A 21,197-nucleotide genomic window follows, 5' to 3' on the forward strand; every position below is an offset into this window, starting at 1 on the left:
ATATGAAATGTCTTAAAAATATATTTACAGTGGTGGCAGCGGGGCTGATGTTATCGCCGTTGGTGTCTTGCCGCAAGCTATTAAACCAGGATCCGATTAACTCGCCTTACAGTAATGTTTTCTGGCAAAACCAGCGGGATGCAGAGCAGGGGGCAGCAGGTGGGTATGCCTTATTGCGCCGGGCCTTAACTACCAATACCGACTGGGATCAGAGCATGTCGCATTTTGCATATGGCTCCCTGCCGGCATTCGAGTTCGCGGACTATACCACCTATGACGTAAGGGCGTTAGTAAAAGGAGGGGATGGTTTCAGTAATGCCGATTTCCTGGGTTCTTACCTGGATAAATACCACGACTGGTCGCCGTACTACAAAATAATTACCCAGGCGAATATTATGTTGCATAATATTCCCAATATCCCGGATAACCAGTTTACCGACAACCCTACCCGTACCCGTAACCGTTTCCTGGGAGAGGCGTATTTCCTGCGTGCATTTTCCTATTTCTATATGGCCCGTATCTGGGGCGATGTCCCGGCAGTATTTCAATATGATGCAGATCCGGCACATTCCACCAACATTCCCAGAACCAGCGAAAAGACCATCATAGATAGCTGCGTGAGCGATCTGAAAAACGCGATCCGCCTGCTGCCCTGGGAATATAAATCCGGTACAGAAAGAGCCGTGAGAGCCAACAAGGGAGCGGCTTTTGGCTTGCTGGCACACGTGTATATGTGGAAAAACTTCCTGAATAAAGGCCAGGTGATTTCTGATGTTACCAACGCCATCGCGGCGGTTGACTCGGTGGAAAACAGTGGTATGTACCAGCTGGAGCCTTATGCTAATTATCCGAAAGTGTTCCATGGCAAATCAAACGAAGGCATCTTCGAGATCAACATGCAGGCTGCTAACGGTGAGCAACAAATCGAAACAGGTTTTTATTATAGCCTGATGAAAGCACCTTTTGTCTATAATAAAAGTTCCAAAGTAGACGTGGTAAATCTCGACCTGATCTACTCCCTGTATGACGTGCCTTCTTCAGATGTACGTACCAATTACTTCTTCTCCGGGTTAACGGACAACAGCAATGCCTATGATGTGATCCTGTGCAAGTTTGCTGGGCCTAACCGGGAGAATATCAGTTATAAAAATCCGGGTGACAACAGCGGTGCATCGGTAGATGCCAATATTATGTTGTTGCGCTATGCCGACCTCTTACTGCTGCGCGCTGAAGCCTATGCCGATCAGGGCAACGAAGGTGCAGCACTGCAGGATATCAATACCATAAGAGCCCGTGCGCAGGCTGCCCCGCGTACTGCTGATGATATCGACAACATTAAATGGGAAGTGCTCCGCGAGCGTTCCCGTGAACTGTATGGCGAAGGCCAACGTTGGTATGACCTGGTACGTACCGGTTTCCTGACTAACCAGGATCTGAATGGCGGTGGCATATTCCCGCAGAGCCGTTTTGATGCCGGTGGTTGGAAATGGCCAGTGGGAAGGGTACTGTTTCTCAATAACAACGTGATCTCCCAAAACAGTTTCTGGCTGGGCAAAGTGAAATAGCTTTTAAAATCTTACAAACGTATTGACATGAACAAACTGAAAATATATACTACCCGGGGCGGATGGGCTATGCTGTTGCTGGCGTTGTTGTTTACCGCCTGTAAAAAGGATGATCACTTTATTGGAGGCAGCCCCACCAATGATCATACACCAATGACAACTTACGATTACCTGAAGGCGAATCCCCTGTTTGATACACTGATTTTGCTGATTGATAAAGCGGGTTTAAAGGAAACGGTAAATAGCGATATTACTTTTATTGCACCTACCGACTATTCCATCAAAACATTCCTGGCAATACGGACGCTCCAGTTGCAAAAGGCTACAAATGATGAGAACGTTAAATACACGATCGATAGCCTGAAAGCGCCTGAACTGCGCGACTCCCTGATGGCTTATATGTTTAACGGGAAGATTGTAAGATCCGACCTGTCGCTGGAAGCCCAGGTGTATAAGAATAAAGTAGGAGAAAGTTTTGCGTTCAAGCAGGTAAAATCAGGCGACTATTCCGATGTACTTTCTGCCGGAGTGCGTTACCTGTCGGTAGCAAAGATTATCAATGGGCTGGATCCGGATCCGCTGCCAGATGGTTACCCCGACGGGGATAAGGACAAAACAAACATCCTGCAAACCACGGGTATCATCACCACTACGGGCGTGTTGCATGTATTGGAAAACAAACATGCCTTTTACTGGAAATAGTCATTGATCAAAAAACTTAAAAGTATGTCTGAAAAATATAACCTGAAAAAATTACTGGGACCTGCTATCCTGTTGGGTATACTCATGGGAGGATGTAAAAAAATCGATGAAGGTTTTTTGAGTGATGGACTCTATGTGCCGGATAATCCTCTTACCATACAACGGGGTAACCCTTTCCAGAAAACCAACGCCATCCTGGCCGATGGAACCACACAGCCCATGACCATTACCTTGCTGGATGTAAGAAGGGCAGATACCAAAAAACATGCAGATGAATTTTACAAGGAGTACCCGGTATACGTATATACGGCATCGGTAGATCCTGCTGTTGATACCACCATCGAGCAGGTGAATAAGAAACGTACCCTTAAAAACCTGAAACCATTTGTGTTTTTAACAAGTGGCCAGTTTATATTCAATGGCGCTACAGATAGCTTACCATTGGGCGTTACCTACGAGTATGATATCCAGGTGTCTAACGTGGCCGGATCTAAGGTGTACAAGAATATTGCTACCATGACTACCGTCGATCCGCCTTTGATAACAGAAACAACGGCCAATTGTAACTTCTTCCCGAGTGATGGTTCTGCAACTATCCCTATGGGAGCGCCAACGATGACCATTACCCGGGTAAATGAAAGTGGTGCGTCCGTGATCCTGAAGATAACAGATAAGTACGGTAAACCATTTAACCCGTCTAAGGGAGAAATCATTAAACGTGGCGACCGTCCTATTTTTGAGAACTATGCCCGTTTTCACCCTATCCAGTACACGGATACTGCGATGATCTGTAATTTCGAGATTGCGCCCTTCCCGCTGAGTAAATATTCCAACGGAGGTACCAACTGGAACTACCTGATGTATTACCGGGTTCCCGCTTCTTTCATAAAGGTAGATCCGGCTTTAACAAGTAAGGTCGGTAGCGCCAATCCGTTATTTGCCTTCCGTTTAATGAAAGCAGGCGTATACGTGGTAGAAATAAAATTGCCGAAAGTAACGCATATCTGATAAGGATACCGTTATAGTGTATAGATTGTCTGAACCGGGAGTGATCCTGGTTCAGACAATTTCTTTTAGGAACTGGTGCAGCGTAGTGATATCTTCCCGCAAATGCAACGCAGATATCACTGCCCTGTTTACGGGTACGCTCTGTGGCTGGGGATAAGGAAAGCTGGAGATAATAATATCGCGGTCTTCCAGCGATTTTACCAATGCTTCTCCCGGCGGCAGGATAAATGCCGGTAACCCATGTGGATTATGTACCGGAAGATCTGCCATGATTTGCAGCATATGCGTAATATTCTGTTGCAGCTGCTTACGCATTTTTTGTATCAGCTCTCCTGCATGTAGCCAGGCATGGGCATTGGCGGGCATCATAGGAGTGCTTCCGGCAAAAAGAGGGCTCTTTTTTAAGGCCATAATATCTGCGGCCGATCCGGCAACCACGCCGCCCTGTATGCTGTAAGCCTTGGCCAGGGAAGCGGTGAGCAGGTAACGCACAGGAGGCGTTTTGGGCATAAAGTGAATGCTGCCTTGTCCTGCCGGGCCCAGTATCCCTATGCCATGGGAGTCGTCGGCTACTACCAGCACTTTGCGTTCCAGTTCCTGCAGCCATTGAAAAGGGTGCAGCGTGCTGGTCAGCGGGTTCACGGCGTCGGTAATAATCACAAAGGTATGATCGGGGTGACTGTTTACCTGTTCAATCGTTTGGCGGATCCATTCTTCCCGGGTTGCAAGGGGAAGCGCAGTGGGGAGTCCCCAGAGCGCAGGATGCGTATCCGGCGCATATAGCGGTTTTCCACAGGTGAGCGCGTAATGCACGGCCGCCTGGGAGGCGAGGAAGCCGGAAGAAAATACGGCGGCCGATTGCAGATGCAGCAGTGTACAAAGTGCATGTTCTATTTCTTCGTATAAGGATAACCGTAAGTTGCCTGCCCTGGAGGACGGGAAAACGGTGCCATATTTTTCCACTCCCTGTGCCAGCAATGCCTTAAAGGCCGGCTGCTGGTGTAGCCCCAGGTAAGCAAATCCCGAAAAAAACAAACAGGTCCGGCCTTCCAGTAAGGTAGTTCTGCCGGGCGTATGATCTGTATACTGCATCTGGTGTTATTCTTTTTTGGTACAAAGGATAAACTGGAAATCAGTCGATGTTACTTTCATATCGAAGTAGTCGTCTGTTAACTTTGTAATGGTCACCAGGTTCTCCACTTTCCGGTCGCCGTTTTTAGCGGTAACAGAAATCATGGCGCCATTACTGAGTATAAAATATTTACCGGTATCTGATCTGCCGGCAATGGTAGCTACGAAAACATTTCCTTTCAGAAACTGGTAGTAGGCATCCCGGTAGTAGGTCTTTTTAAGATCTTCTGCCTGGATGTACTGGGTATTACTGATAGGCGCATCGGGCGGTACTTTCACGTCATATACCCGCCACTTTTTATTCATTAGCAGTTCATTGTTCTGTTGGCCCCTGCAGGCTGCCATCATTCCTACGGCGGATATAACGGACAGGACTATACGTATTTTCATGAATTATTTGTTCCCTGTTTTTGCGTTGTTAAAGGCGGCCGATGCTCCTTTGGGGATAGACAGGCTTTGCCATTTATCCTGGAGGATCATTTTACCGATATATACGATCTGGCCTACGTGGTAGGGCACATGCGCCAGCTGGCGATTGATGGCATCTACCACGATATGCGGTTCGTTGCGGATAAAAACGGTTCTGTCGAGGTCACTTTCCTGCAGGCTGCGGATCGCATTCATCATACAGTCCCAGCCTTCATTCCATTGTTCCAGCAGTTGGGCAGCAGTGGTATTGTGTTCTTCAAATTCCTGGTCCCGGTCCCGGTTGGACTTTTCCCCATCGGTTGTCAGGAAATCGGTCCAGCGCGATAGCATGTTACCGTGCAGGTGTTGTATAATGTGGGCAATGCTGTTGGGTTCTCCCGCAGGTTGCCAGTGCAGTTGTGCGGTATCTAATCTTTCAATGGTTTTCTGTCCCAGCTGCCGGTGGGTTTCCAGCCGGTTTAATACGCTTTGCAGATAGATGGATTGGAAGGACATAAAAAAGGTATTTGGGTGTTATTGATTTAGTATCCTGCCGCACTATCATCACCCCGTTTATCGCCAGATGCTTCCAGGAAGCGGCTCCCAGGGGCTCTTTTAATGATTTCGGTACGGCCTATAGGGCCACGTTTACTGATCTTATATCCCATGGCTTCGAGCGCCTGGATGGTGCTGTCTGGAAAATCTTTTTCCACGGCAATTTCATCCGGCAGCCACTGGTGGTGAAATTTGGGCTTGTTGATTGCGTCTGCAGGCGACATGCCAAATTCCAGGGTGTTCATCAATGCCTGGAAGACGGAAGTGATGATAGTAGATCCTCCGGGAGTTCCCAGAGAATACAGCACCTGGTTTTGTTGTAATACCAGGGTAGGCGTCATGGAGCTGAGCATGCGCTTGGATGGTGCAATGGAATTGGCTTCGGTACCTACCAGGCCATACATATTAGGTACGCCGGGTTTTACGCTGAAGTCGTCCATTTCGTTATTGAGCAAAAAGCCGGATTTGCCCACTACCGTTCTGCTACCGAAGTGGCCATTGAGCGTAGTGGTTACCGCCACGGCATTCCCGTCTTCATCGATGACACTGAGGTGAGTGGTTTCTTCGCTTTCTGGCAGTACGCCAGCTTTGGTTTTATCGCTGGAACCAGCCTTGCCGGGAGTGAAGTCCTGCATGCGGGCGGCCAGGTATTTTTTGTTGGTCAATTTTGCTACCGGCACTTTCACAAAGTCGGGGTCGCCCAGGAACTGTGCACGGTCGGCATAGGCCCTGCGCTCTGCTTCTACCATGAGTTGTACCGATTGTGGAGATTGAAAGCCCCATTGCGACAAGGGGTAGTTTTCAACCATTCCCATCAGCTGTTGCAGGCAAATGCCTCCGCTGGAAGGCAGTGGCATAGTTACAATCGTATAGCCTTTATAGTTAAAAGCTACGGCTTCTCTTTCACGGGCCTTGTAGTTTTTCAGGTCCTGTAGGGAGATGATACCATGGCCTCTTTTCATTTCAGCTATGATATTGGCGGCGGTTTCACCCTGGTAAAATCCGGCTGCACCTTTATTACGTATAAGCGTGAGCGTATGAGCCAACTCTGGCTGTATCAGGGTATCGCCTGCTTTCCAGGGTTGATCTTTAACGAACGCTGTTTTAGTTGTATTTAGTCTTTCGAAATCGGCCCTGGCGGCGTTTAGCCCATTGGCCTCCGCTTCTGTGATCACGAACCCTTTCTCTGCCAGCCGGATAGCAGGGGCTATCAGTTTGGAAAAAGGCAGTTTGGCGTATTTCATGGAAGCAAAGAGTCCCGCTACGGTACCTGGGATGCCGGCAGCCAGGTGCCCGTCCAGGCTAAGCTGGGTAATGGGATTGCCTGCCGAGTCGAGGTACATATCCCTGCTGGCTTTAGCCGGGGCGGTTTCGCGGTAGTCGATGGCTATATTGCGTCCGTTTTTCAGATGCCCCACGAGAAACCCTCCGCCGCCGAGGTTACCGGCGCCGGGATATACCACTGCCAGCGCCAGCTGTGTGGCGATGGCCGCATCGACAGCATTTCCTCCTTGTTGCAGTATCATGGCGCCCACCCGGCTGGCCAGGGGATGCGCTGATACTACAGCACCATGCAATACTTTGATGTCTTTCTCAATCGTATAATCGAAAGGATGTAAATCATCTATGGGGTGCTGGGCACAGGCGGTTTGCCAGGTACACACCACCAGTCCGAGCAGGATCAGGAAACGCATGGGTATCGTGTTTGAAGCTAAATTAAGATAAGCGCCGAACTATAGGAAATTTATCATCCGGGGGACCGGGGAAACATTCATTCGGAAAACAATTCCTACCTTACAGCATCTAATTACCAGGCTTTCTATGCACAGACTAGTATTATTGACGTTCGTGATGCTGGGCTTTATTTATACCCGTGCCCAGGTACCCACTCCGGATCAATTCCTCGGCTATCCCCTGGGGGCCCAGTTTACTCCCCATTACCGGGTACTCGATTATTTCAGACAGGTAGCTGCTACCGCTAAAAATGTAAAGCTGGAACAATATGGTACCACTTACGAAGGCCGGCCCCTGATGATGGCCATTGTGGCCTCCCCGGAAAATTTTGGCCGCCTGGAAGACATCCGGCAGCATAGCCTTGATCTTTCCAACGCTCATAGCAGCAGTAACGGACAAGAGCCGGTCATTGTATGGTTAAGCTACAATGTACACGGTAATGAGGCCGTATCTACAGAAGCGGCCATGCAAACGCTGTATGAACTGGTAAATAACGCCAATGCACAAACGCAGCAGTGGCTGAAAAACACGGTAGTCATTATTGATCCCTGTCTGAACCCTGATGGGCGGGAGCGGTACGTGAATTTTTATAATGCCGCCCGCGCGGTGAAACCCAATGTATATGCCTGGTCCCGCGAACATAATGAGCCCTGGCCCGGCGGAAGGTCCAATCACTACTATTTTGACCTTAACCGCGACTGGGCCTGGCAAACACAAAAAGAGTCACAACAGCGGATCGCAAAATACAACCAGTGGATGCCGCAGCTGCACGTCGATTTTCACGAGCAGGAAATAGACGCACCTTATTATTTTGCGCCGGCAGCAGAACCGTTTCATGACGCTATTACGCCCTGGCAGCGGGAAATACAGGTATTGATAGGCAGGAATAATGCAAAATATTTTGATCAGCAGGGCTGGTTGTACTTTACCAGGGAGCGTTTCGACCTGTTCTATCCCAGCTATGGCGACACTTATCCCATGTACAACGGGGCTATTGGCATGACCTATGAGCAAGGCGGCAGCGGAAGGGCAGGCGTGGCCGTGTTGAAGAGAGACGGAGATACCCTGACCTTGTCTGATCGTATTGCACATCATTTTACCACGGGGATGTCTACCATTGAAGTGGCTTCCCTGCAGGCCGGAAAGATCATCACGGAATATGCCCATTATTTCCAGGCTGCCCAGAAAACGCCGCAGGGAGGCTATAAAGCCTATGTGGTGAAAGCCAACGGTAATACTGAAAAGCTAAATACACTGGCTGAACTCCTGCGCCGCAACAATATTGAAGTTGGTTATGGCGCCAATACAGGTAGTGCCAGCGGATTTAACTATTTCACCGGCAAAACTGAATCCTTTACCATCGATAAAGAAGACCTGGTGATCAGCGCCTTTCAGCCTCACTCCAATATGCTGCGGGTACTGTTTGAACCGGTATCTCACCTGACAGATTCTGTCACCTATGATATTACTGCCTGGGCGCTGCCCTATGCATATGGGCTCACTTCCTATGCACTGAAACAGCCGCTCACGCCTGCGTCTACCACCGCAACCATACGGAATAACACGCCGTTATCTGCCCAGAAGCCTTATGCCTACCTGGCCCAGTGGAACAGCGTACGTGATGTGAAGTTCCTGTCTGCCTTATTACAGCATGATATTAAAGTACGTTTTACTGAAGCGCCTTTCAGCGTTGGCGGAAAAGATTTTTCTGCCGGTACACTGATCATCACCCGTTCCGGTAATACCACCCGTGGCGACCAATTCGACCAGTTTATTACCTCCCAGGCCAATCGTTTCAAGATCTCCCTGGACGCGGTGTCCAGCGGTTTTGTAGATAAGGGGACTGACTTTGGTTCTGATAAAATCCGTTTCATCAAAAAGCCCAACGTAATGTTGCTGACCGGCGACGGCGTTTCTTCACTGGGCACCGGGGAAATCTGGCATTTCTTTGAGCAGCAGCTGGATTACCCGCTAACGGTAGTGAACGAACGAAATTTGGGAGATGTCAACTGGGATCAGACCGATGTCCTGATCTTACCGGAAGGCAACTATAAACTATTCAGTGATAAAGCCGCTGCCGAACGTTTGAAAGAATGGGTGAACAATGGTGGTAAATTGATTACCATCGAAGGTGCCGCGGTGGAACTGGCCGGTATGGACTGGGGCATAAAACTGAAGAAAGAAAAAGAAGAAGAACAGAAAGAAGATAAGGGGAAAGTTGCTCCTGTCAATAACTACGATATCCTGAAACCTTATGCCAACAGGGAAAGAGAGAGTATCCGCCAGTTTGTTCCGGGCGCTATTTATAAAGTGCAGCTGGACACTACCCATCCGCTGGCATTTGGCTATGGCCCTTACTATTATACCTTAAAGCAGGATGCCCATTTATACGGATTTATTGAAAATGGCGGCTGGAATGTAGGCGTATTGAAGAAAGACAGCTACCTCAGTGGTTTTGTGGGGGCAGATACCCGGGCGCAGTTGAAAGACGGATTACTGTTTGGGGTGAAGGAACTGGGCAGTGGTCAGTTGATTATCCTGGCAGATAACCCATTATTCAGAAGTTTCTGGGAAAACGGTAAGTTGCTGTTCGGCAACGCCGTGTTCCTGGTAGGACAATAAAAGCAATAGAAAAGCAGCTATTTTGCACCAGCCGTGCAAAGTAGCTGCCTTCAAAAGCGTGTGCACCTTATAAGTTACGCTTTATATTACAACCCAGGCTATGGGAAGTGCTTACTGCTACCGGTTTCCCGGCCAGCATTTCATTAATGGCATTATGCAACAGCCGTGTTTTTACTGCATCAGCATTTCCCGGGCTATCATCAATCCCTCCCTTATAGGCCAGGCGGCTATTCTTATTGAATAAAAAGCATTCAGGGGTGTGGTTGGCATCAAAGGCATCTGCCAGCACGGCTTTCTTATCCACCACGTAATACCAGCTTCTGAATTGTTGTTTGGTGGCATATTCCTTCATGGCTGCAAAGGATTCCAGGTCATTGCGGGCTGCTTCGTTAGAGTTGACCATTACCACACCGATATTGTTTTTACGGGCATAGGTACATACCTCGCGCAGCCGGTCGTGGTTCCGTTGCATATAAGGACAGCTGTTACTGCAAAAGATCACCAGCAGCCCGTTTTCCTGTTTGGCGGTATTCAGGGAAATTTCTTTGCCGGATACATCCATACAAGTGAGCTCGGATTTAGGTAATAAGGCACCCGGCTCCAACGGTATTTCCAGTTCAGGTTGAAATGAAGAAAGTAATACAGTACAACAGGATAAATAAAAGGTGGCCTTCATCATAACAAATGGTTTTCAGGTCCGGACTAAATATAGTAAATGCGACAGTTATTTGCATGCGTTTGGCAAATAATCATATCAAGATATAGAAGAAAATTACAAAATAAAAATAATTATCAAGTGTAAAAAAGTAATAAATTGACTATCTGGCTGATAGCGGGGCAGTACTGGATTTTTCTTCTTGTCTTGCGTCGCTCACACTCCGGATGCTGGCATTTAGTTCAAAGCCTACGAGGAGAAAGAATGAGTTGAAGAAGATCCAGAGCATGAGTACCAGGATGGTACCGATAGAGCCATAGATTTTATTGTAGTTGCCGAAGTTGTTAACGAACCAGGAGAAGCCGATGGTTACCAGTATCATACAAACCGTGGCCACCGTAGCGCCGGCGGTAATGAATTTCCATTTGCGTGTGGTAGCCGCACCAATGCGGTATAGTACTGCATTGACTGAGTAAAATAGCATTACAATCACTACCCACCTGGCAATATCGAGCACATTTCTTAGCGGGGCGCTGGTAATGCCTACCAGGTTGAATAGCCAGCGGAGCGTGGTACCCTGGGCAATAATGAGCGCTACGGTAACCAATAGCAGCAGTACCAATATGGCAGTAAGCTGCAGGGCTATTAACCGGTTTTGCCACCATTTTCTTTTCCGGAAACCGGCGCCCTGTATTTTGGAAAAGGAGCGGAGTATGCCCATTACGCCATTAGACGAATAAAAGAAACCCATCAGGAATGCGATGGAGAGCAGCCCATTGCGGTGGGTATACAGGAAATCATGGATCATTCCCCGCACAATCATGTAGGTATTGTAGTTGGGCGTCAGATCCTGGGCCAGGTCATAGAGGGTAGGCTCTATATTTTTTACCGGTATATAAGGTACCAGGGTAAAAAGGAAGATAAAGAAGGGCGGAATGGCCAGCAGGAAGTTGAAAGAGATGGCCCTGGCGCGGTCGCCCAGGCCCCTGTTTTTGGTTTCCTGTCCGAAGTGTTTAAGTACATCATACAAGGGTAACCCCTCAAATCCGGGCAGGATAAGGGTTTTAGTCCTTTCCACCAACCGGCGGTAGGGGCGGGAATGTAGAATGATGTTTTCGGGTTTGAACGGCAAGTTTATTTTTTAAAATTGATTATTCCCTTATTTCAACAGCGTATGTTACTGTTAAAATAAGGGAATAATTAAATATAGTGTTTGCTAGAATCCTCTTTTATTGAGTTCTGCCTGGTATTTCCTGGCATTCACCAGGTGCTCTTCGTAGGTGGCTGCAAAGGCATGGTAACCGGAGAAATCGGATCTGGCGCAAAAATACAGGTAATCTGTATCAGGTGTGTTTAATACGGCATTTAATGTTTTTTCGGATGGGGTGCAGATAGGGCCAGGAGGTAATCCGCTATAACGGTAAGTATTATACGGAGAATCGAACAGGGTATGATTTTCCCTTATCCGTTTCAATCCAAAGTCCTGCAAGGCAAACTTCACGGTGGGATCGGCCTGCAGGCGCATGCCTTTACGGTAGCGGTTCAGGTATACGCTGGAGATCAGGGGCTTTTCATCGTTTTTATTCGATTCCTCTTCCACAATGGAGGCCAGTATGGTAACTTCATTCACAGACAGCCCCAGTTTGGAGGCTTTTTCTTTCCGGTCGTCTGTCCAGAAAGCCATCCTGGCTTTTTCCAGTTTTTTGAAGACGGCTTCCGCGCCGGTATTCCAGTAAAATTCGTACGTATCAGGCAGTACCCCACACATTACGGTGTTGGTATCGAGGCCAAACTGGCGGAGGTACACTGCATCGGCCATCAGGGAGCGCAACACCGTGGAATCGGCTTCCAGGTTATTGGCTATCTTTCTGACAAAATCGTCTTTGGTGCGTATTTTATTGATAACCAGGTCTACGGGCGATTGTTTCCCCGAGCGTAGCATACGGGCAATATCGAAATTGCTCATCCCCCGGTTAATCTTATACCGGCCGGCCTTTACCCGGGAAGGATAATCCAGCTGTTGAGCCACCCAGTTGAAGCTGTTGCGGTTGCGGATGATGCCTTGTTCTTCCAGTCCATCCAATACATTAGCATAAGTGCTGTTGGTACGGACATAGAAGTATTTGCTATCGCCAAAAGCCTTGGTGTTGGGGCCAAATACGCGATAGGAGATGTATACCAGCGCTCCGGCCAGCAGGCAGCCGGCAATAACCAGTATTCGCCTTATCCAGACAGACTTTGAGCTGGGTTGTTTACTTTTTTTTGCCATAGATAGTGTTGGACATTAGAGTGGGGGCGAATGCGCGCTATCAGCTGGTTTTTCAATATACTCTGTCAGTCGCCATTAAAAAAAACCTCGCTTTTAACGGCGAGGTTTTAAATATTATTATTCAATATGTTATTTATTTCTGTGCAGGAGCAGGGGCAGGAGCCGGAGTGCCAGCAGGTTGCTGAGCCGGAGCCTGTGGTACTACAGGTTGACCACCAGCTGCTTTTTCTATTGCACTGGGAGCCAGTTGTTGTACTTTGCTGATTTTACCAATGAAAAAAGGAGCAGTCAGGCAAAGTAATGCGATCACTATCGCCAGGATCCAGGTACCTTTTTCCAACACGTCAGTAGTTTGACGCACCCCAATCACCTGATTACCAACACCACCGAAGCTACCGGATAATCCGCCACCTTTAGGGTTCTGGATCAGCACGAAGAAGCCTAACAACACACAGGCTAATATGATCAGGATACCGAAAATTATCAACATAGAAATTATTGTTTATTTTTTGTCTGTTAGTGACTTTAGTTCTAAAATCTTTTGCGCAAAATAAGCGTTTTTGTCGGGATTAAGCAAACTTAATTTTTGATATATCTTAATCGCGTTGCCGTATTGATGCTGGCGTATCCAGATTTCTGCCAGCGTTTCTGAAACGATGTCATTGTTGAATACAATGGAGTTCATGGCCATTTTCTCTACGGTTTCCGACACTTCCGGTTCTTCGTCTTCTTCATAAATGCGGTGCAGTTGCTGCTGATACCAGTCTCTGCTGGTTTTACCCACAAAGTTGTCTTTCATCTGCCGCAGCCAGGAAGTAAAGCTTTTCATTTCTGCGGCGCCCTGTATGCTTAATTCATCCGCTTCTTCCGGATTTTTCAATCTTTTATAAGCGAAATAGTCGTCGGTGTATAAAGGTTGGAAAGTAAGTTCTGTTTCTGTTGTATCTACTGCCAATGGGAATATTTTAATAGGCCCCGGAGAAGGATCTTCTTCTTCCGCTACCGGCAGATCAACCGGTGCAGGAGGGGGCATTACTGTGGTGGCATTTGCAGGAGGTGCTTTGGTTTCCTGTTCAAAGTCGGCCACGGTAAGCGGTGTATGGTGAATAATGTCCTGTTGTGGCAGGGCATCTTCAGGAATTACGGGTGCAATGCGGTCTTCCACTACCGGTAAGGTGGTTTCCTGCGCTATTTCCGCGGCTATGGTGGCAGCAACGGTTTCTTCCGGAACAATGTCTTCAGCTATGGCGGTAGTAGTAGCTTCCGGCGCAGGGATTTCCGCATTGTTGTGGATGGCGGCAATCGCGTTCTCCGGCTCCTGCTGTGGCAGGGCATCTTCGGGTATCACGGGCGCAATACGGTCCTCTACTACCGGTAATGTGGTGTCTTGTGCTATTTCCGCAGCGATAGCTGTAGTGCCTTCTTCTTCCGTGAGCGTATTTTCCGGCATATCACCAGTGATCAGCTGATAGGCATGATGGTGCTGGTTCGTATACAGCAGCGCTTTTTTCACGGCATCGCTTTGAAGATTACCGGTTTGCTGGTATACTTTTTTGGCCAGTAACAGCCTGCCTGCAGCAAAATAAGGGTGATCTGCCACGAGTTGCTCCATTACAGCTTCATCAACCTGTTGCAGGGAAGGCTGTAGAAACACATGCGATATAATCCTGTTTACCGTCATAGGTTACTAATGTAATAAAAAATGAGTTACCCGTTACCAGTTCGCAAAGGCCCTGTTGAAGATATCATCTGTAATGCCGGGGATGATCTGATCATCCAGCAATCCATTTTCTACGGTGCTGGGCAGCTGGGTAGCCTTGAACTCAGCAGAACGGGAAAATGACTGGGTAAATCCTTTTTTATCGCCTATACGCTTAATGAATACTACGTTAACGGTCACGTTTAAACGGGAAGTGGCTGCCTGGTCAACGTTGGTAACCGCCGCGTTGGAGAAGGAATAACCGGTAATAGTAGCTTTGAATTCGTAGTCGGCTTTCGGTGCGTTCTCGTTGATCTGTGTCAGACGGGTCTGTGACGTGATTTTATCGCGCAGCTTCTGGGTTAGTTTCTGGCTCAGGGTGGGGTTGTTGATCGGCGCCCTGTTTTCAATAAAGCGCACGTTCACCGTAGATGCGCCCTGGTCTATACTGGCGCCGCTAGCAGAATATTTCACGCTGCAACCCGCTGCTGATACTGCCAGAATAGCTACTGACAGCCATGTTTTAATGCTTTTTATCATTGTAGTGCTGATATTAAATTCGTTTATTCTGCAATGTTATATTCTTTGAGTTTGCGGTAAAGGGTTCTTTCCGAAATACCCAGGTCCAGCGCGGCATCTTTACGTTTGCCTTTATGTTTTTTCAGCGCTTTTACAATGAGTTCTTTCTCTTTATCGGCAATAGACAATGTTTCTTCTACTTCTTCGTGATGATCAATTTTATTATCAGAGATGATAATGGGTTGTGCCGTGGCGATGTTACTGCCCGATGGCGTACCCAGATCCGTAGTGGAAGGGAAACTATGCAGTACATGATTATTCTCCGGGTGATACTCGGCCGCATGCGCCATATTGGGATTCTGCAGGATATCGAAGAACATTTTCTTTACCTCGGTCACATCTTTCTTCATATCGAAGAACAGCTTATACAGGATATCCCTTTCGCTGGCGAAATCGCTGTTCTGTTGCTGTGGCGCGGCCAGCATTGGTAAACGGTTTACTTCCGGCTGATCGGGCAGGAAACGTTTCAGGTCGTTGGCGGTCACCAGTTTATCTGATGATAATACAGAAATCTGTTCTGCAATATTTTTCAGTTCACGGATATTACCTCTCCAGGGATAGTTCACCAATATATTACGGGCTTCTTCATCCAGTTGTATAGAAGGTGTTTTATATTTTTCGGAGAAGTCTACCGAGAATTTTCTGAATAACAGGGGGATATCTTCTTTGCGGTCGCGCAGGGCGGGGACGCGGATAGGCACGGTGTTGAGCCGATAATACAGATCTTCCCGGAATTTGCCCTGTTGGGTACGTTCCAGTAAATCGCGGTTGGTGGCAGCTACTACGCGCACATCCGTTTTCTGTACTTTGGAGGAACCCACGCGGATATATTCGCCGGTTTCCAATACGCGCAACAGGCGGGCTTGTGTGCCCATGGGCATTTCCCCGATTTCATCGAGGAAGATGGTGCCGCCGTTAACGGTTTCGAAGTAACCTTTACGGCTGTCAACCGCACCGGTAAAGGATCCTTTTTCATGGCCGAAAAGCTCTGAATCGATGGTTCCTTCCGGGATCGCGCCGCAGTTCACCGCAATAAAGGGATTGTGCTTACGTGCACTGAGGGAATGAATGATCTGGGAAAATACTTCCTTACCCACCCCACTTTCTCCATTAATCAGCACCGTGAGGTCGGTATTGGCTACCTGAACAGCCACCTGCAATGCGTAGTTGAGTGCGGGACTACTACCAATAATGCCAAACCTGTTTTTTATAGCCTGTATGTCCATAAGCGGTTGTTCGTATGTTTGATGGTTAAATTTATAGCGGCATTGTTATCTGCCGGCAGCTATTGTACGGCTTTTCCTATCAGGGTACCAGAGGTACAGCTTTCTACCTTCACCATCACATAGTCGCCTTTTTTGAAGTTTTCTTTAGGGAAAACAATGACTTTGTTCTGGTCGCTGCGGCCAAAAAGCTGTTCGGTAGAGCGTTTGGACGTTCCTTCTACCAATACTCTGAAGGTTTTTCCTACTTCTCTTTCCATCCCTGCCTGTGAATATTTGCGGTGTAATTCCACTACTTCGGCCAGCCTTCTTTTCTTTACTTCTTCCGGGATATCGTCGTCATAGCGGCGTTCTGCCAGGGTACCCGGGCGTTCGGAATAGAAATACATATAGGCCAGGTCGTACTGGGCATATTTCATGAGACTGAGGGTATCCTGGTGATCTTCTTCCGTTTCTGTGCAGAAGCCACAGATAATGTCGGTCGACAGGCCACAGTCAGGAATCAGTTCCCTGATACGGTCAACTTTCTTCATGTACCATTCCCTGGTATAGGTACGGTTCATGAGCTGCAAGATGCGGGAGCTGCCGCTTTGTACTGGCAGGTGAATATAGTTGCAGATATTCTCATACCGTTGCATGATAAAAAGCACTTCGTCGGTAATATCTTTCGGATGGGAGGTGCTGAAACGTACGCGGAGCAATGGATCTATCTGCGCTACTTTTTCCAGTAACATGGCGAAAGTGATGGTTTCGCTGCCGTCGGCGCTGGTCCAGTAGTAAGAGTCAACATTTTGCCCGAGGAGCGTTACTTCCCGGTAGCCGTTGTCGAACAGTTCGCGGGCTTCCCGTACAATGGAATATGCGTCGCGGCTGCGTTCCCGGCCACGGGTAAATGGTACTACACAGAAAGTACACATATTATTACAACCTCTCATAATGGACACAAAGGAGGTAACCCCGTTGTTGTCCAGTCTCACCGGGCTGATATCGCCATAGGTTTCTTCGCGGCTCAATAATACGTTCACTGATTTTTGCCCGGTTTCTGCTTCTGCAATCAGGGCGGGGAGGCTACGGTAGGCATCAGGGCCTACTACCAGGTCTACCAGCTTTTCTTCTTCCAGGAGCTTTCCTTTGATACGTTCGGCCATACAGCCTAAAACGCCTACCAGCATGCCGGGTGTTTCCCGTTTCAGCTTTTTGAATTCTGTGAGTCGTTTACGAACGGTTTGTTCCGCCTTTTCGCGGATGGAACAGGTATTTAGGAGAATGAGACTTGCTTCTTCTGCATTGCGGGTAGGGCCATAACCCTCTTGTCCAAGTATGGAGGCAACGATTTCACTATCGTTGAAATTCATTGCACAACCATAGCTTTCAATGTAAAATTTTTTAGTATATGTTTGGGTGCCAGCCACGGCGGGAGCATAAGCTTCTCCCTGGCGACTTTCATCATGCACTTTAGTTTCCAGATCAAGCATCCTGACAAAAATTTTGGAAGGCAAAAATAAGCAATAAAAATAACAAAATGACAGAATGGCAGCAAGATTAAACGAGGGTATATTATAATATACTTTTTATTTGCTGATAAGTATATTATAATATACCTTTGCTCGACAAGTAAATGTCATGAAATGTTCTGAGTTAAAGCGGATATTAATGAGAGCAGGTTGGCAGATATTGAGAAGCGGAAAAGGAAGCCATTTAATTATGATACATCCAGGTAAACCCGGCATGAAATAGTTTTCCCCGATCATGGAAGCGCTGAGATGGGTAAAGGCTTAGAGGTACGAATTTTAAAACAGGCAGGATTGAAATAATTAAATAAAATCACGACGAAATATGAAAAAACACTTATTTGTAGTTGAAAAAACAGCTACCGGATACTCCGCCTATGCTTCCGATTTTGAGTCTACCCCCGTTGGCACTACAGGCAAACATATGAAAGAACTGAAACAACGTGTTTTAGAGGCTATGAATGAATACAGGGCTTACAAACATCAAAAGCCCGTTACCGAGAAAGATGTAGTGGTTAGTCTCGACTTGAGGCAGTTTTTTGAATATTATAGCGAGATAAATGCAAAGGCCTTTGCACAACGCATAGGAATGAATTATACTTTATTATCGCAATACATTGCCGGCTCCAAAAAACCAAGTGAAAAGCAAGTGCACAAAATTTTAGGAGGAGTACGGGAACTGGGAAGGGAACTTACCCAATTAGAGATTGCCTAACATAAAACGCCCTGTAACCACTGGTTACAGGGCGTTTCAATATTTTATTCCTGGCTACGCTTTCGCTGCCAGCTTTTTACCTACCCAGCTGTTTTTCAGCGGTACCAACCACTGCGTATCCAGCTCTTGCTTAGTGAGTACGGTATTATTCAGATAGAGCGTGTTTTCATCTATATAGCCTTTTTCCAGCGCGTAGGGCACCTGGGCCATCGGCAGCAGTTGTACCTTATCTTTTACGATAAAGCCCAGCAATAGGCGATCAAACATATTTACCTCGTATTGCCGTTCTATGCTTTTAATGATTCTAACAGAACTATCTGTACTGCAACCACTTACGGTAGTCTGGGATTCATCTGCAATGAGAATGATCACCTGGTTCAACACTACCTGTCCCCAGCCCTTTACTGGTGCGCCGTGGGCATTCCATTGGGCGGTAAACTGGTGCAGCTGTTCATTTATCTCAAGTATCTCCTGCTCGTTGAACGGTCTGTTGCTCTGGTATATCCACACCCTGGAGGCCGGAGAGAAGTCTGCAGGGAAGATGTTATTCATATTCATACCGCAAATTTACGCAAATGAATTTATTTCATGCTTTGCTCGATTAATTCTGCGATGTCGAGCACTTTTACGCTTTCTTCCTTACCGGCTTCCTTTACGCCATCGGTCAGCATGGTCATGCAGAAGGGGCAGTTGGCCGCAATCACGGAGGCGCCGGTAGCTACAGCTTCCTGTCCGCGTTCGAAGTTGATACGGTTGGTACCTTTTTCTTCTTCTTTGAACATCTGGGCACCGCCGGCGCCGCAGCAAAGTCCCTTACTCCGGCAACGTTTCATTTCTATCAGTTCGGCGTCCAGCGTTTCCAGTACTTTACGGGGCGCCTCATATATATTATTGGCGCGTCCGAGATAACAGGAATCATGATAGGTGATCTTTTTGCCTTTAAAGGAACCGCCTTCCTGCATCTTAATCCTGCCTTCATCGATGAGTGACTGCAGGAAGCTGGTATGGTGTATTACTTCGTAGTTGCCTCCCAGCGCGGGATATTCATTCTTCAGTGTATTAAAACAATGCGGACAGGCAGTAACAATTTTTTTCACGCCATACATATTCAACAGCTGTATGTTATTTTGTGCCATCATCTGGAAAATGAACTCATTGCCGGCTCTTCTCGCAGGATCTCCAGTACAGCTTTCTTCCTTACCCAGTATGGCAAAGGAAATTCCTACTTTATCCAGTATAGTGGCAAATGCTTTTGTTATTTTTTGGGCACGCTGATCAAAACTGCCTGCACAACCCACCCAGAAAAGGACTTCAGGGGTTTCTCCGTTCGCGGCATATTCTGCCATTGTTTTAATATGCATTCGTATCTTTTTTAAATTAGTTATTCAGTGGCCCACTTATCCCGGTCGTCCATGCTGAATTTCCAGGGAGCCATATTATTTTCAATATTGCTGAACATGCCCGTCCATTCTGCCGGGGCGCTGGACTCTTCCATTACCAGGTGGCGGCGCAGTTGCAGGATAATATCCAGTGGATTGATACTTACGGGGCATTCCTGTACACAGGCATTGCAGGTGGTGCAGGCGCGCAGTTCTTCTTCGGTGATATAGTCGCGTAACAGTGTTTTGTTGTCGTCTGTAAACGTGCCATTGTTGGCTTTGATGTTGCGGCCTACTTCTTCCAGGCGGTCGCGGGTATCCATCATAATTTTACGGGGCGACAACCGCTTGCCGGTGATATTGGCCGGACAGGCGGCGGTACAGCGTCCGCATTCCGTACAGCTATATGCATCCAATAAGTTTTTCCAGGTAAGGTCGGTTACATCTTTGGCGCCGAATTTAGGCATGGTGTCCGAAGCTGGCGCATTGGCGGCCAGTTCGGGCTGCAGCATCAGCTGTACTTCGTGCTGTACCGCGGGCATATTTTCCATTTCTCCTTTAGGTTCCAGGCTGGCATAGTAGGCATTGGGAAAGGCCAGGATAATATGCAGGTGCTTGGAATAGGGGAGATAGTTCAGGAAAGCCAGTACCCCCGCAATGTGCAGCCACCAGCAGCCCCGCTCTATTACTTCGAGGGTGCCATCAGACATACCTGCAAATATGGGTGTGAGTATACCGGAAATCCAGAAGTTGCCGGTAGGGATATAATGCGCGGCACCCCTGCCTTGTAAGGCCTGGTCGGCCGTATTCATGGTCAGGAAGAGCAGCATCAGCACTATTTCAGTGATCAGGATGTAGTTGGCATCGGAACGCGGCCACCCATCGAGATCCTTGCTGATAAAGCGTTTTAGCTTTAAAATATTCCTGCGTACCAGGAATATGGCGCAGCCGGTAAGGACCAGTACCGCCAGTATTTCAAATAAGCCGATTAAAACGGGATACAAACCTCCCAGTACGGGAACGAATAAACGATGTTGCCCAAGAATACCATCCAGGATAATTTCCAGTATTTCAATATTAATAATCAGGAAACCGGCATACACAAAAAAGTGGAGTACAGCTACCAGTGGATTGCGGAACATCTTCTTCTGGCCGAATGCCAGCAGGAGCAAGTTTTTCCAACGCAGGTCAGGATGATCGTTCAGGTCATTGTCCCGTCCCAGCAAAATGTTTTTCCTTATCTGGCCGGCCTTTCGGGAGAAAAGGTATACTGCTGTTCCAAACAGGATGACAAATAATAATTCTTGTACAATTCGCATTATCTCAGATTTGACTCCCTAATTTATGTCTTTTTTAGGTGCCGGCCATTCGACTGCTATATTTAGTAGTACTGATTTTTTAAGAGATAACAGCAGCCTAATGGCTAATTGCTTATTTTTGCC

21 protein-coding genes are annotated in these 21,197 nt (G+C 47.5%); 6 read left to right on the top strand and 15 right to left on the bottom strand.

Translation table 11 applies throughout. The features are described 5' to 3' along the window. The first annotated feature begins 2 nt into the window (after positions 1 to 2). From HGH91_RS17720 to HGH91_RS17730, 3 genes are read left to right on the top strand one after another with little or no spacing between them, the layout of a single operon-like run. Entirely contained in the window at positions 3 to 1,565 is a 1,563-nt protein-coding gene (locus HGH91_RS17720) for a RagB/SusD family nutrient uptake outer membrane protein (RefSeq protein WP_168740141.1), read from the top strand. A 27-nt stretch (positions 1,566 to 1,592) separates the two neighbouring features. Then, a complete protein-coding gene (locus tag HGH91_RS17725; protein WP_168740142.1) occupies positions 1,593 to 2,267 on the top strand; it encodes a fasciclin domain-containing protein in 675 nt (224 codons plus the stop codon). Between the two features lie 24 nt (positions 2,268 to 2,291). Further along, a complete protein-coding gene (locus HGH91_RS17730) occupies positions 2,292 to 3,275 on the top strand; it encodes a DUF5007 domain-containing protein (protein ID WP_168740143.1) in 984 nt (327 codons plus the stop codon). A gap of 51 nt (positions 3,276 to 3,326) precedes the next feature. Here HGH91_RS17730 and HGH91_RS17735 read toward each other — a convergent pair whose 3' ends face one another. Genes HGH91_RS17735 through ggt form a run of 4 tightly spaced genes read right to left on the bottom strand, consistent with a single transcriptional unit; the run spans position 3,327 to position 7,063 of the window. Beyond that, positions 3,327 to 4,367, bottom strand: a complete 1,041-nt coding sequence (locus tag HGH91_RS17735) for an aminotransferase class I/II-fold pyridoxal phosphate-dependent enzyme (protein ID WP_168740144.1) — start codon at positions 4,365 to 4,367, stop codon at positions 3,327 to 3,329. Between the two features lie 6 nt (positions 4,368 to 4,373). Further along, on the bottom strand, positions 4,374 to 4,796 hold the full coding sequence (locus tag HGH91_RS17740) for a hypothetical protein (protein ID WP_168740145.1): 423 nt from the start codon (positions 4,794 to 4,796) through the stop codon (positions 4,374 to 4,376). 3 nt (positions 4,797 to 4,799) lie between these two features. Next, positions 4,800 to 5,330, bottom strand: coding sequence for a DUF1572 family protein (locus tag HGH91_RS17745; protein WP_168740146.1), 531 nt, complete (start codon positions 5,328 to 5,330; stop codon positions 4,800 to 4,802). A 26-nt stretch (positions 5,331 to 5,356) separates the two neighbouring features. Continuing rightward, positions 5,357 to 7,063, bottom strand: coding sequence for a gamma-glutamyltransferase (gene ggt / locus HGH91_RS17750; protein WP_168740147.1), 1,707 nt, complete (start codon positions 7,061 to 7,063; stop codon positions 5,357 to 5,359). A gap of 127 nt (positions 7,064 to 7,190) precedes the next feature. Here ggt and HGH91_RS17755 point away from each other — a divergent pair, with 127 nt between their 5' ends. Continuing rightward, the gene (locus HGH91_RS17755) at positions 7,191 to 9,725 is read left to right on the top strand and encodes a M14 family metallopeptidase (RefSeq protein ID WP_168740148.1); all 2,535 of its coding nucleotides are present in this window, start codon (positions 7,191 to 7,193) and stop codon (positions 9,723 to 9,725) included. 67 nt (positions 9,726 to 9,792) lie between these two features. Here HGH91_RS17755 and HGH91_RS17760 read toward each other — a convergent pair whose 3' ends face one another. The 8 genes from HGH91_RS17760 to miaB all read right to left on the bottom strand — a co-directional run bounded on the left by HGH91_RS17760 (position 9,793) and on the right by miaB (position 17,625). Continuing rightward, positions 9,793 to 10,404 (bottom strand): redoxin domain-containing protein, encoded by a 612-nt coding sequence (locus tag HGH91_RS17760; RefSeq protein WP_247651770.1) that lies wholly within the window; start codon positions 10,402 to 10,404, stop codon positions 9,793 to 9,795. A 139-nt stretch (positions 10,405 to 10,543) separates the two neighbouring features. Then, positions 10,544 to 11,512: a YihY/virulence factor BrkB family protein gene (locus HGH91_RS17765; protein ID WP_168740149.1), complete on the bottom strand. Its 969-nt coding sequence runs from the start codon at positions 11,510 to 11,512 to the stop codon at positions 10,544 to 10,546. Between the two features lie 84 nt (positions 11,513 to 11,596). Beyond that, entirely contained in the window at positions 11,597 to 12,649 is a 1,053-nt protein-coding gene (mltG, locus tag HGH91_RS17770) for an endolytic transglycosylase MltG (protein WP_168740150.1), read from the bottom strand. Positions 12,650 to 12,782: 133 nt separating this feature from the next. Further along, a complete protein-coding gene (secG, locus tag HGH91_RS17775; protein WP_168740151.1) occupies positions 12,783 to 13,139 on the bottom strand; it encodes a preprotein translocase subunit SecG in 357 nt (118 codons plus the stop codon). 12 nt (positions 13,140 to 13,151) lie between these two features. Then, positions 13,152 to 14,330, bottom strand: a complete 1,179-nt coding sequence (locus HGH91_RS17780; protein ID WP_168740152.1) for a hypothetical protein — start codon at positions 14,328 to 14,330, stop codon at positions 13,152 to 13,154. A gap of 33 nt (positions 14,331 to 14,363) precedes the next feature. Then, on the bottom strand, positions 14,364 to 14,888 hold the full coding sequence (gene lptE / locus HGH91_RS17785) for an LPS assembly lipoprotein LptE (protein WP_168740153.1): 525 nt from the start codon (positions 14,886 to 14,888) through the stop codon (positions 14,364 to 14,366). Positions 14,889 to 14,911: 23 nt separating this feature from the next. Beyond that, a complete protein-coding gene (locus tag HGH91_RS17790) occupies positions 14,912 to 16,153 on the bottom strand; it encodes a sigma-54 interaction domain-containing protein (RefSeq protein ID WP_168740154.1) in 1,242 nt (413 codons plus the stop codon). Positions 16,154 to 16,212: 59 nt separating this feature from the next. Continuing rightward, positions 16,213 to 17,625, bottom strand: coding sequence for a tRNA (N6-isopentenyl adenosine(37)-C2)-methylthiotransferase MiaB (miaB, locus tag HGH91_RS17795; RefSeq protein WP_168740155.1), 1,413 nt, complete (start codon positions 17,623 to 17,625; stop codon positions 16,213 to 16,215). A gap of 148 nt (positions 17,626 to 17,773) precedes the next feature. Between miaB and HGH91_RS31650 the strand changes: the two genes are divergently transcribed. Both HGH91_RS31650 and HGH91_RS17805 read left to right on the top strand, forming a co-directional pair. Continuing rightward, a complete protein-coding gene (locus tag HGH91_RS31650) occupies positions 17,774 to 17,887 on the top strand; it encodes a type II toxin-antitoxin system HicA family toxin (RefSeq protein ID WP_211092346.1) in 114 nt (37 codons plus the stop codon). Positions 17,888 to 17,986: 99 nt separating this feature from the next. Further along, complete coding sequence (locus HGH91_RS17805; protein ID WP_168740156.1) at positions 17,987 to 18,376, top strand: XRE family transcriptional regulator; 390 nt, start codon at positions 17,987 to 17,989, stop codon at positions 18,374 to 18,376. 54 nt (positions 18,377 to 18,430) lie between these two features. On the opposite strand, the gene HGH91_RS17810 is transcribed toward HGH91_RS17805, so the two are convergent. The 3 genes from HGH91_RS17810 to HGH91_RS17820 are packed head-to-tail and all read right to left on the bottom strand — an operon-like array spanning position 18,431 to position 21,074. Further along, a complete protein-coding gene (locus HGH91_RS17810; protein WP_168740157.1) occupies positions 18,431 to 18,934 on the bottom strand; it encodes a hypothetical protein in 504 nt (167 codons plus the stop codon). 23 nt (positions 18,935 to 18,957) lie between these two features. Beyond that, on the bottom strand, positions 18,958 to 19,737 hold the full coding sequence (locus HGH91_RS17815; RefSeq protein WP_168740158.1) for a (Fe-S)-binding protein: 780 nt from the start codon (positions 19,735 to 19,737) through the stop codon (positions 18,958 to 18,960). 20 nt (positions 19,738 to 19,757) lie between these two features. Continuing rightward, a complete protein-coding gene (locus HGH91_RS17820; protein ID WP_168740159.1) occupies positions 19,758 to 21,074 on the bottom strand; it encodes a (Fe-S)-binding protein in 1,317 nt (438 codons plus the stop codon). Between the last annotated feature and the right edge of the window lie 123 nt (positions 21,075 to 21,197).

The organism is Chitinophaga eiseniae (genome assembly GCF_012641265.1).
Classification (GTDB): Bacteria; Bacteroidota; Bacteroidia; order Chitinophagales; family Chitinophagaceae; genus Chitinophaga; species Chitinophaga eiseniae_A.

What these genes read in the sequence shown, in the direction of transcription:
- HGH91_RS17720 (WP_168740141.1), top strand. Translation starts at nt 3, where the DNA reads ATGAAATGTCTTAAAAATATATTTACAGTGGTGGCAGCGGGGCTGATG.
- HGH91_RS17725 (WP_168740142.1), top strand. Translation starts at nt 1,593, where the DNA reads ATGAACAAACTGAAAATATATACTACCCGGGGCGGATGGGCTATGCTG.
- HGH91_RS17730 (WP_168740143.1), top strand. Translation starts at nt 2,292, where the DNA reads ATGTCTGAAAAATATAACCTGAAAAAATTACTGGGACCTGCTATCCTG.
- HGH91_RS17735 (WP_168740144.1), bottom strand. Translation starts at nt 4,367, where the DNA reads ATGCAGTATACAGATCATACGCCCGGCAGAACTACCTTACTGGAAGGC.
- HGH91_RS17740 (WP_168740145.1), bottom strand. Translation starts at nt 4,796, where the DNA reads ATGAAAATACGTATAGTCCTGTCCGTTATATCCGCCGTAGGAATGATG.
- HGH91_RS17745 (WP_168740146.1), bottom strand. Translation starts at nt 5,330, where the DNA reads ATGTCCTTCCAATCCATCTATCTGCAAAGCGTATTAAACCGGCTGGAA.
- ggt (WP_168740147.1), bottom strand. Translation starts at nt 7,063, where the DNA reads ATGCGTTTCCTGATCCTGCTCGGACTGGTGGTGTGTACCTGGCAAACC.
- HGH91_RS17755 (WP_168740148.1), top strand. Translation starts at nt 7,191, where the DNA reads ATGCACAGACTAGTATTATTGACGTTCGTGATGCTGGGCTTTATTTAT.
- HGH91_RS17760 (WP_247651770.1), bottom strand. Translation starts at nt 10,404, where the DNA reads ATGATGAAGGCCACCTTTTATTTATCCTGTTGTACTGTATTACTTTCT.
- mltG (WP_168740150.1), bottom strand. Translation starts at nt 12,649, where the DNA reads ATGGCAAAAAAAAGTAAACAACCCAGCTCAAAGTCTGTCTGGATAAGG.
- secG (WP_168740151.1), bottom strand. Translation starts at nt 13,139, where the DNA reads ATGTTGATAATTTTCGGTATCCTGATCATATTAGCCTGTGTGTTGTTA.
- HGH91_RS17780 (WP_168740152.1), bottom strand. Translation starts at nt 14,330, where the DNA reads ATGACGGTAAACAGGATTATATCGCATGTGTTTCTACAGCCTTCCCTG.
- lptE (WP_168740153.1), bottom strand. Translation starts at nt 14,888, where the DNA reads ATGATAAAAAGCATTAAAACATGGCTGTCAGTAGCTATTCTGGCAGTA.
- HGH91_RS17790 (WP_168740154.1), bottom strand. Translation starts at nt 16,153, where the DNA reads ATGGACATACAGGCTATAAAAAACAGGTTTGGCATTATTGGTAGTAGT.
- miaB (WP_168740155.1), bottom strand. Translation starts at nt 17,625, where the DNA reads ATGCTTGATCTGGAAACTAAAGTGCATGATGAAAGTCGCCAGGGAGAA.
- HGH91_RS31650 (WP_211092346.1), top strand. Translation starts at nt 17,774, where the DNA reads ATGAAATGTTCTGAGTTAAAGCGGATATTAATGAGAGCAGGTTGGCAG.
- HGH91_RS17805 (WP_168740156.1), top strand. Translation starts at nt 17,987, where the DNA reads ATGAAAAAACACTTATTTGTAGTTGAAAAAACAGCTACCGGATACTCC.
- HGH91_RS17810 (WP_168740157.1), bottom strand. Translation starts at nt 18,934, where the DNA reads ATGAATATGAATAACATCTTCCCTGCAGACTTCTCTCCGGCCTCCAGG.
- HGH91_RS17815 (WP_168740158.1), bottom strand. Translation starts at nt 19,737, where the DNA reads ATGCATATTAAAACAATGGCAGAATATGCCGCGAACGGAGAAACCCCT.
- HGH91_RS17820 (WP_168740159.1), bottom strand. Translation starts at nt 21,074, where the DNA reads ATGCGAATTGTACAAGAATTATTATTTGTCATCCTGTTTGGAACAGCA.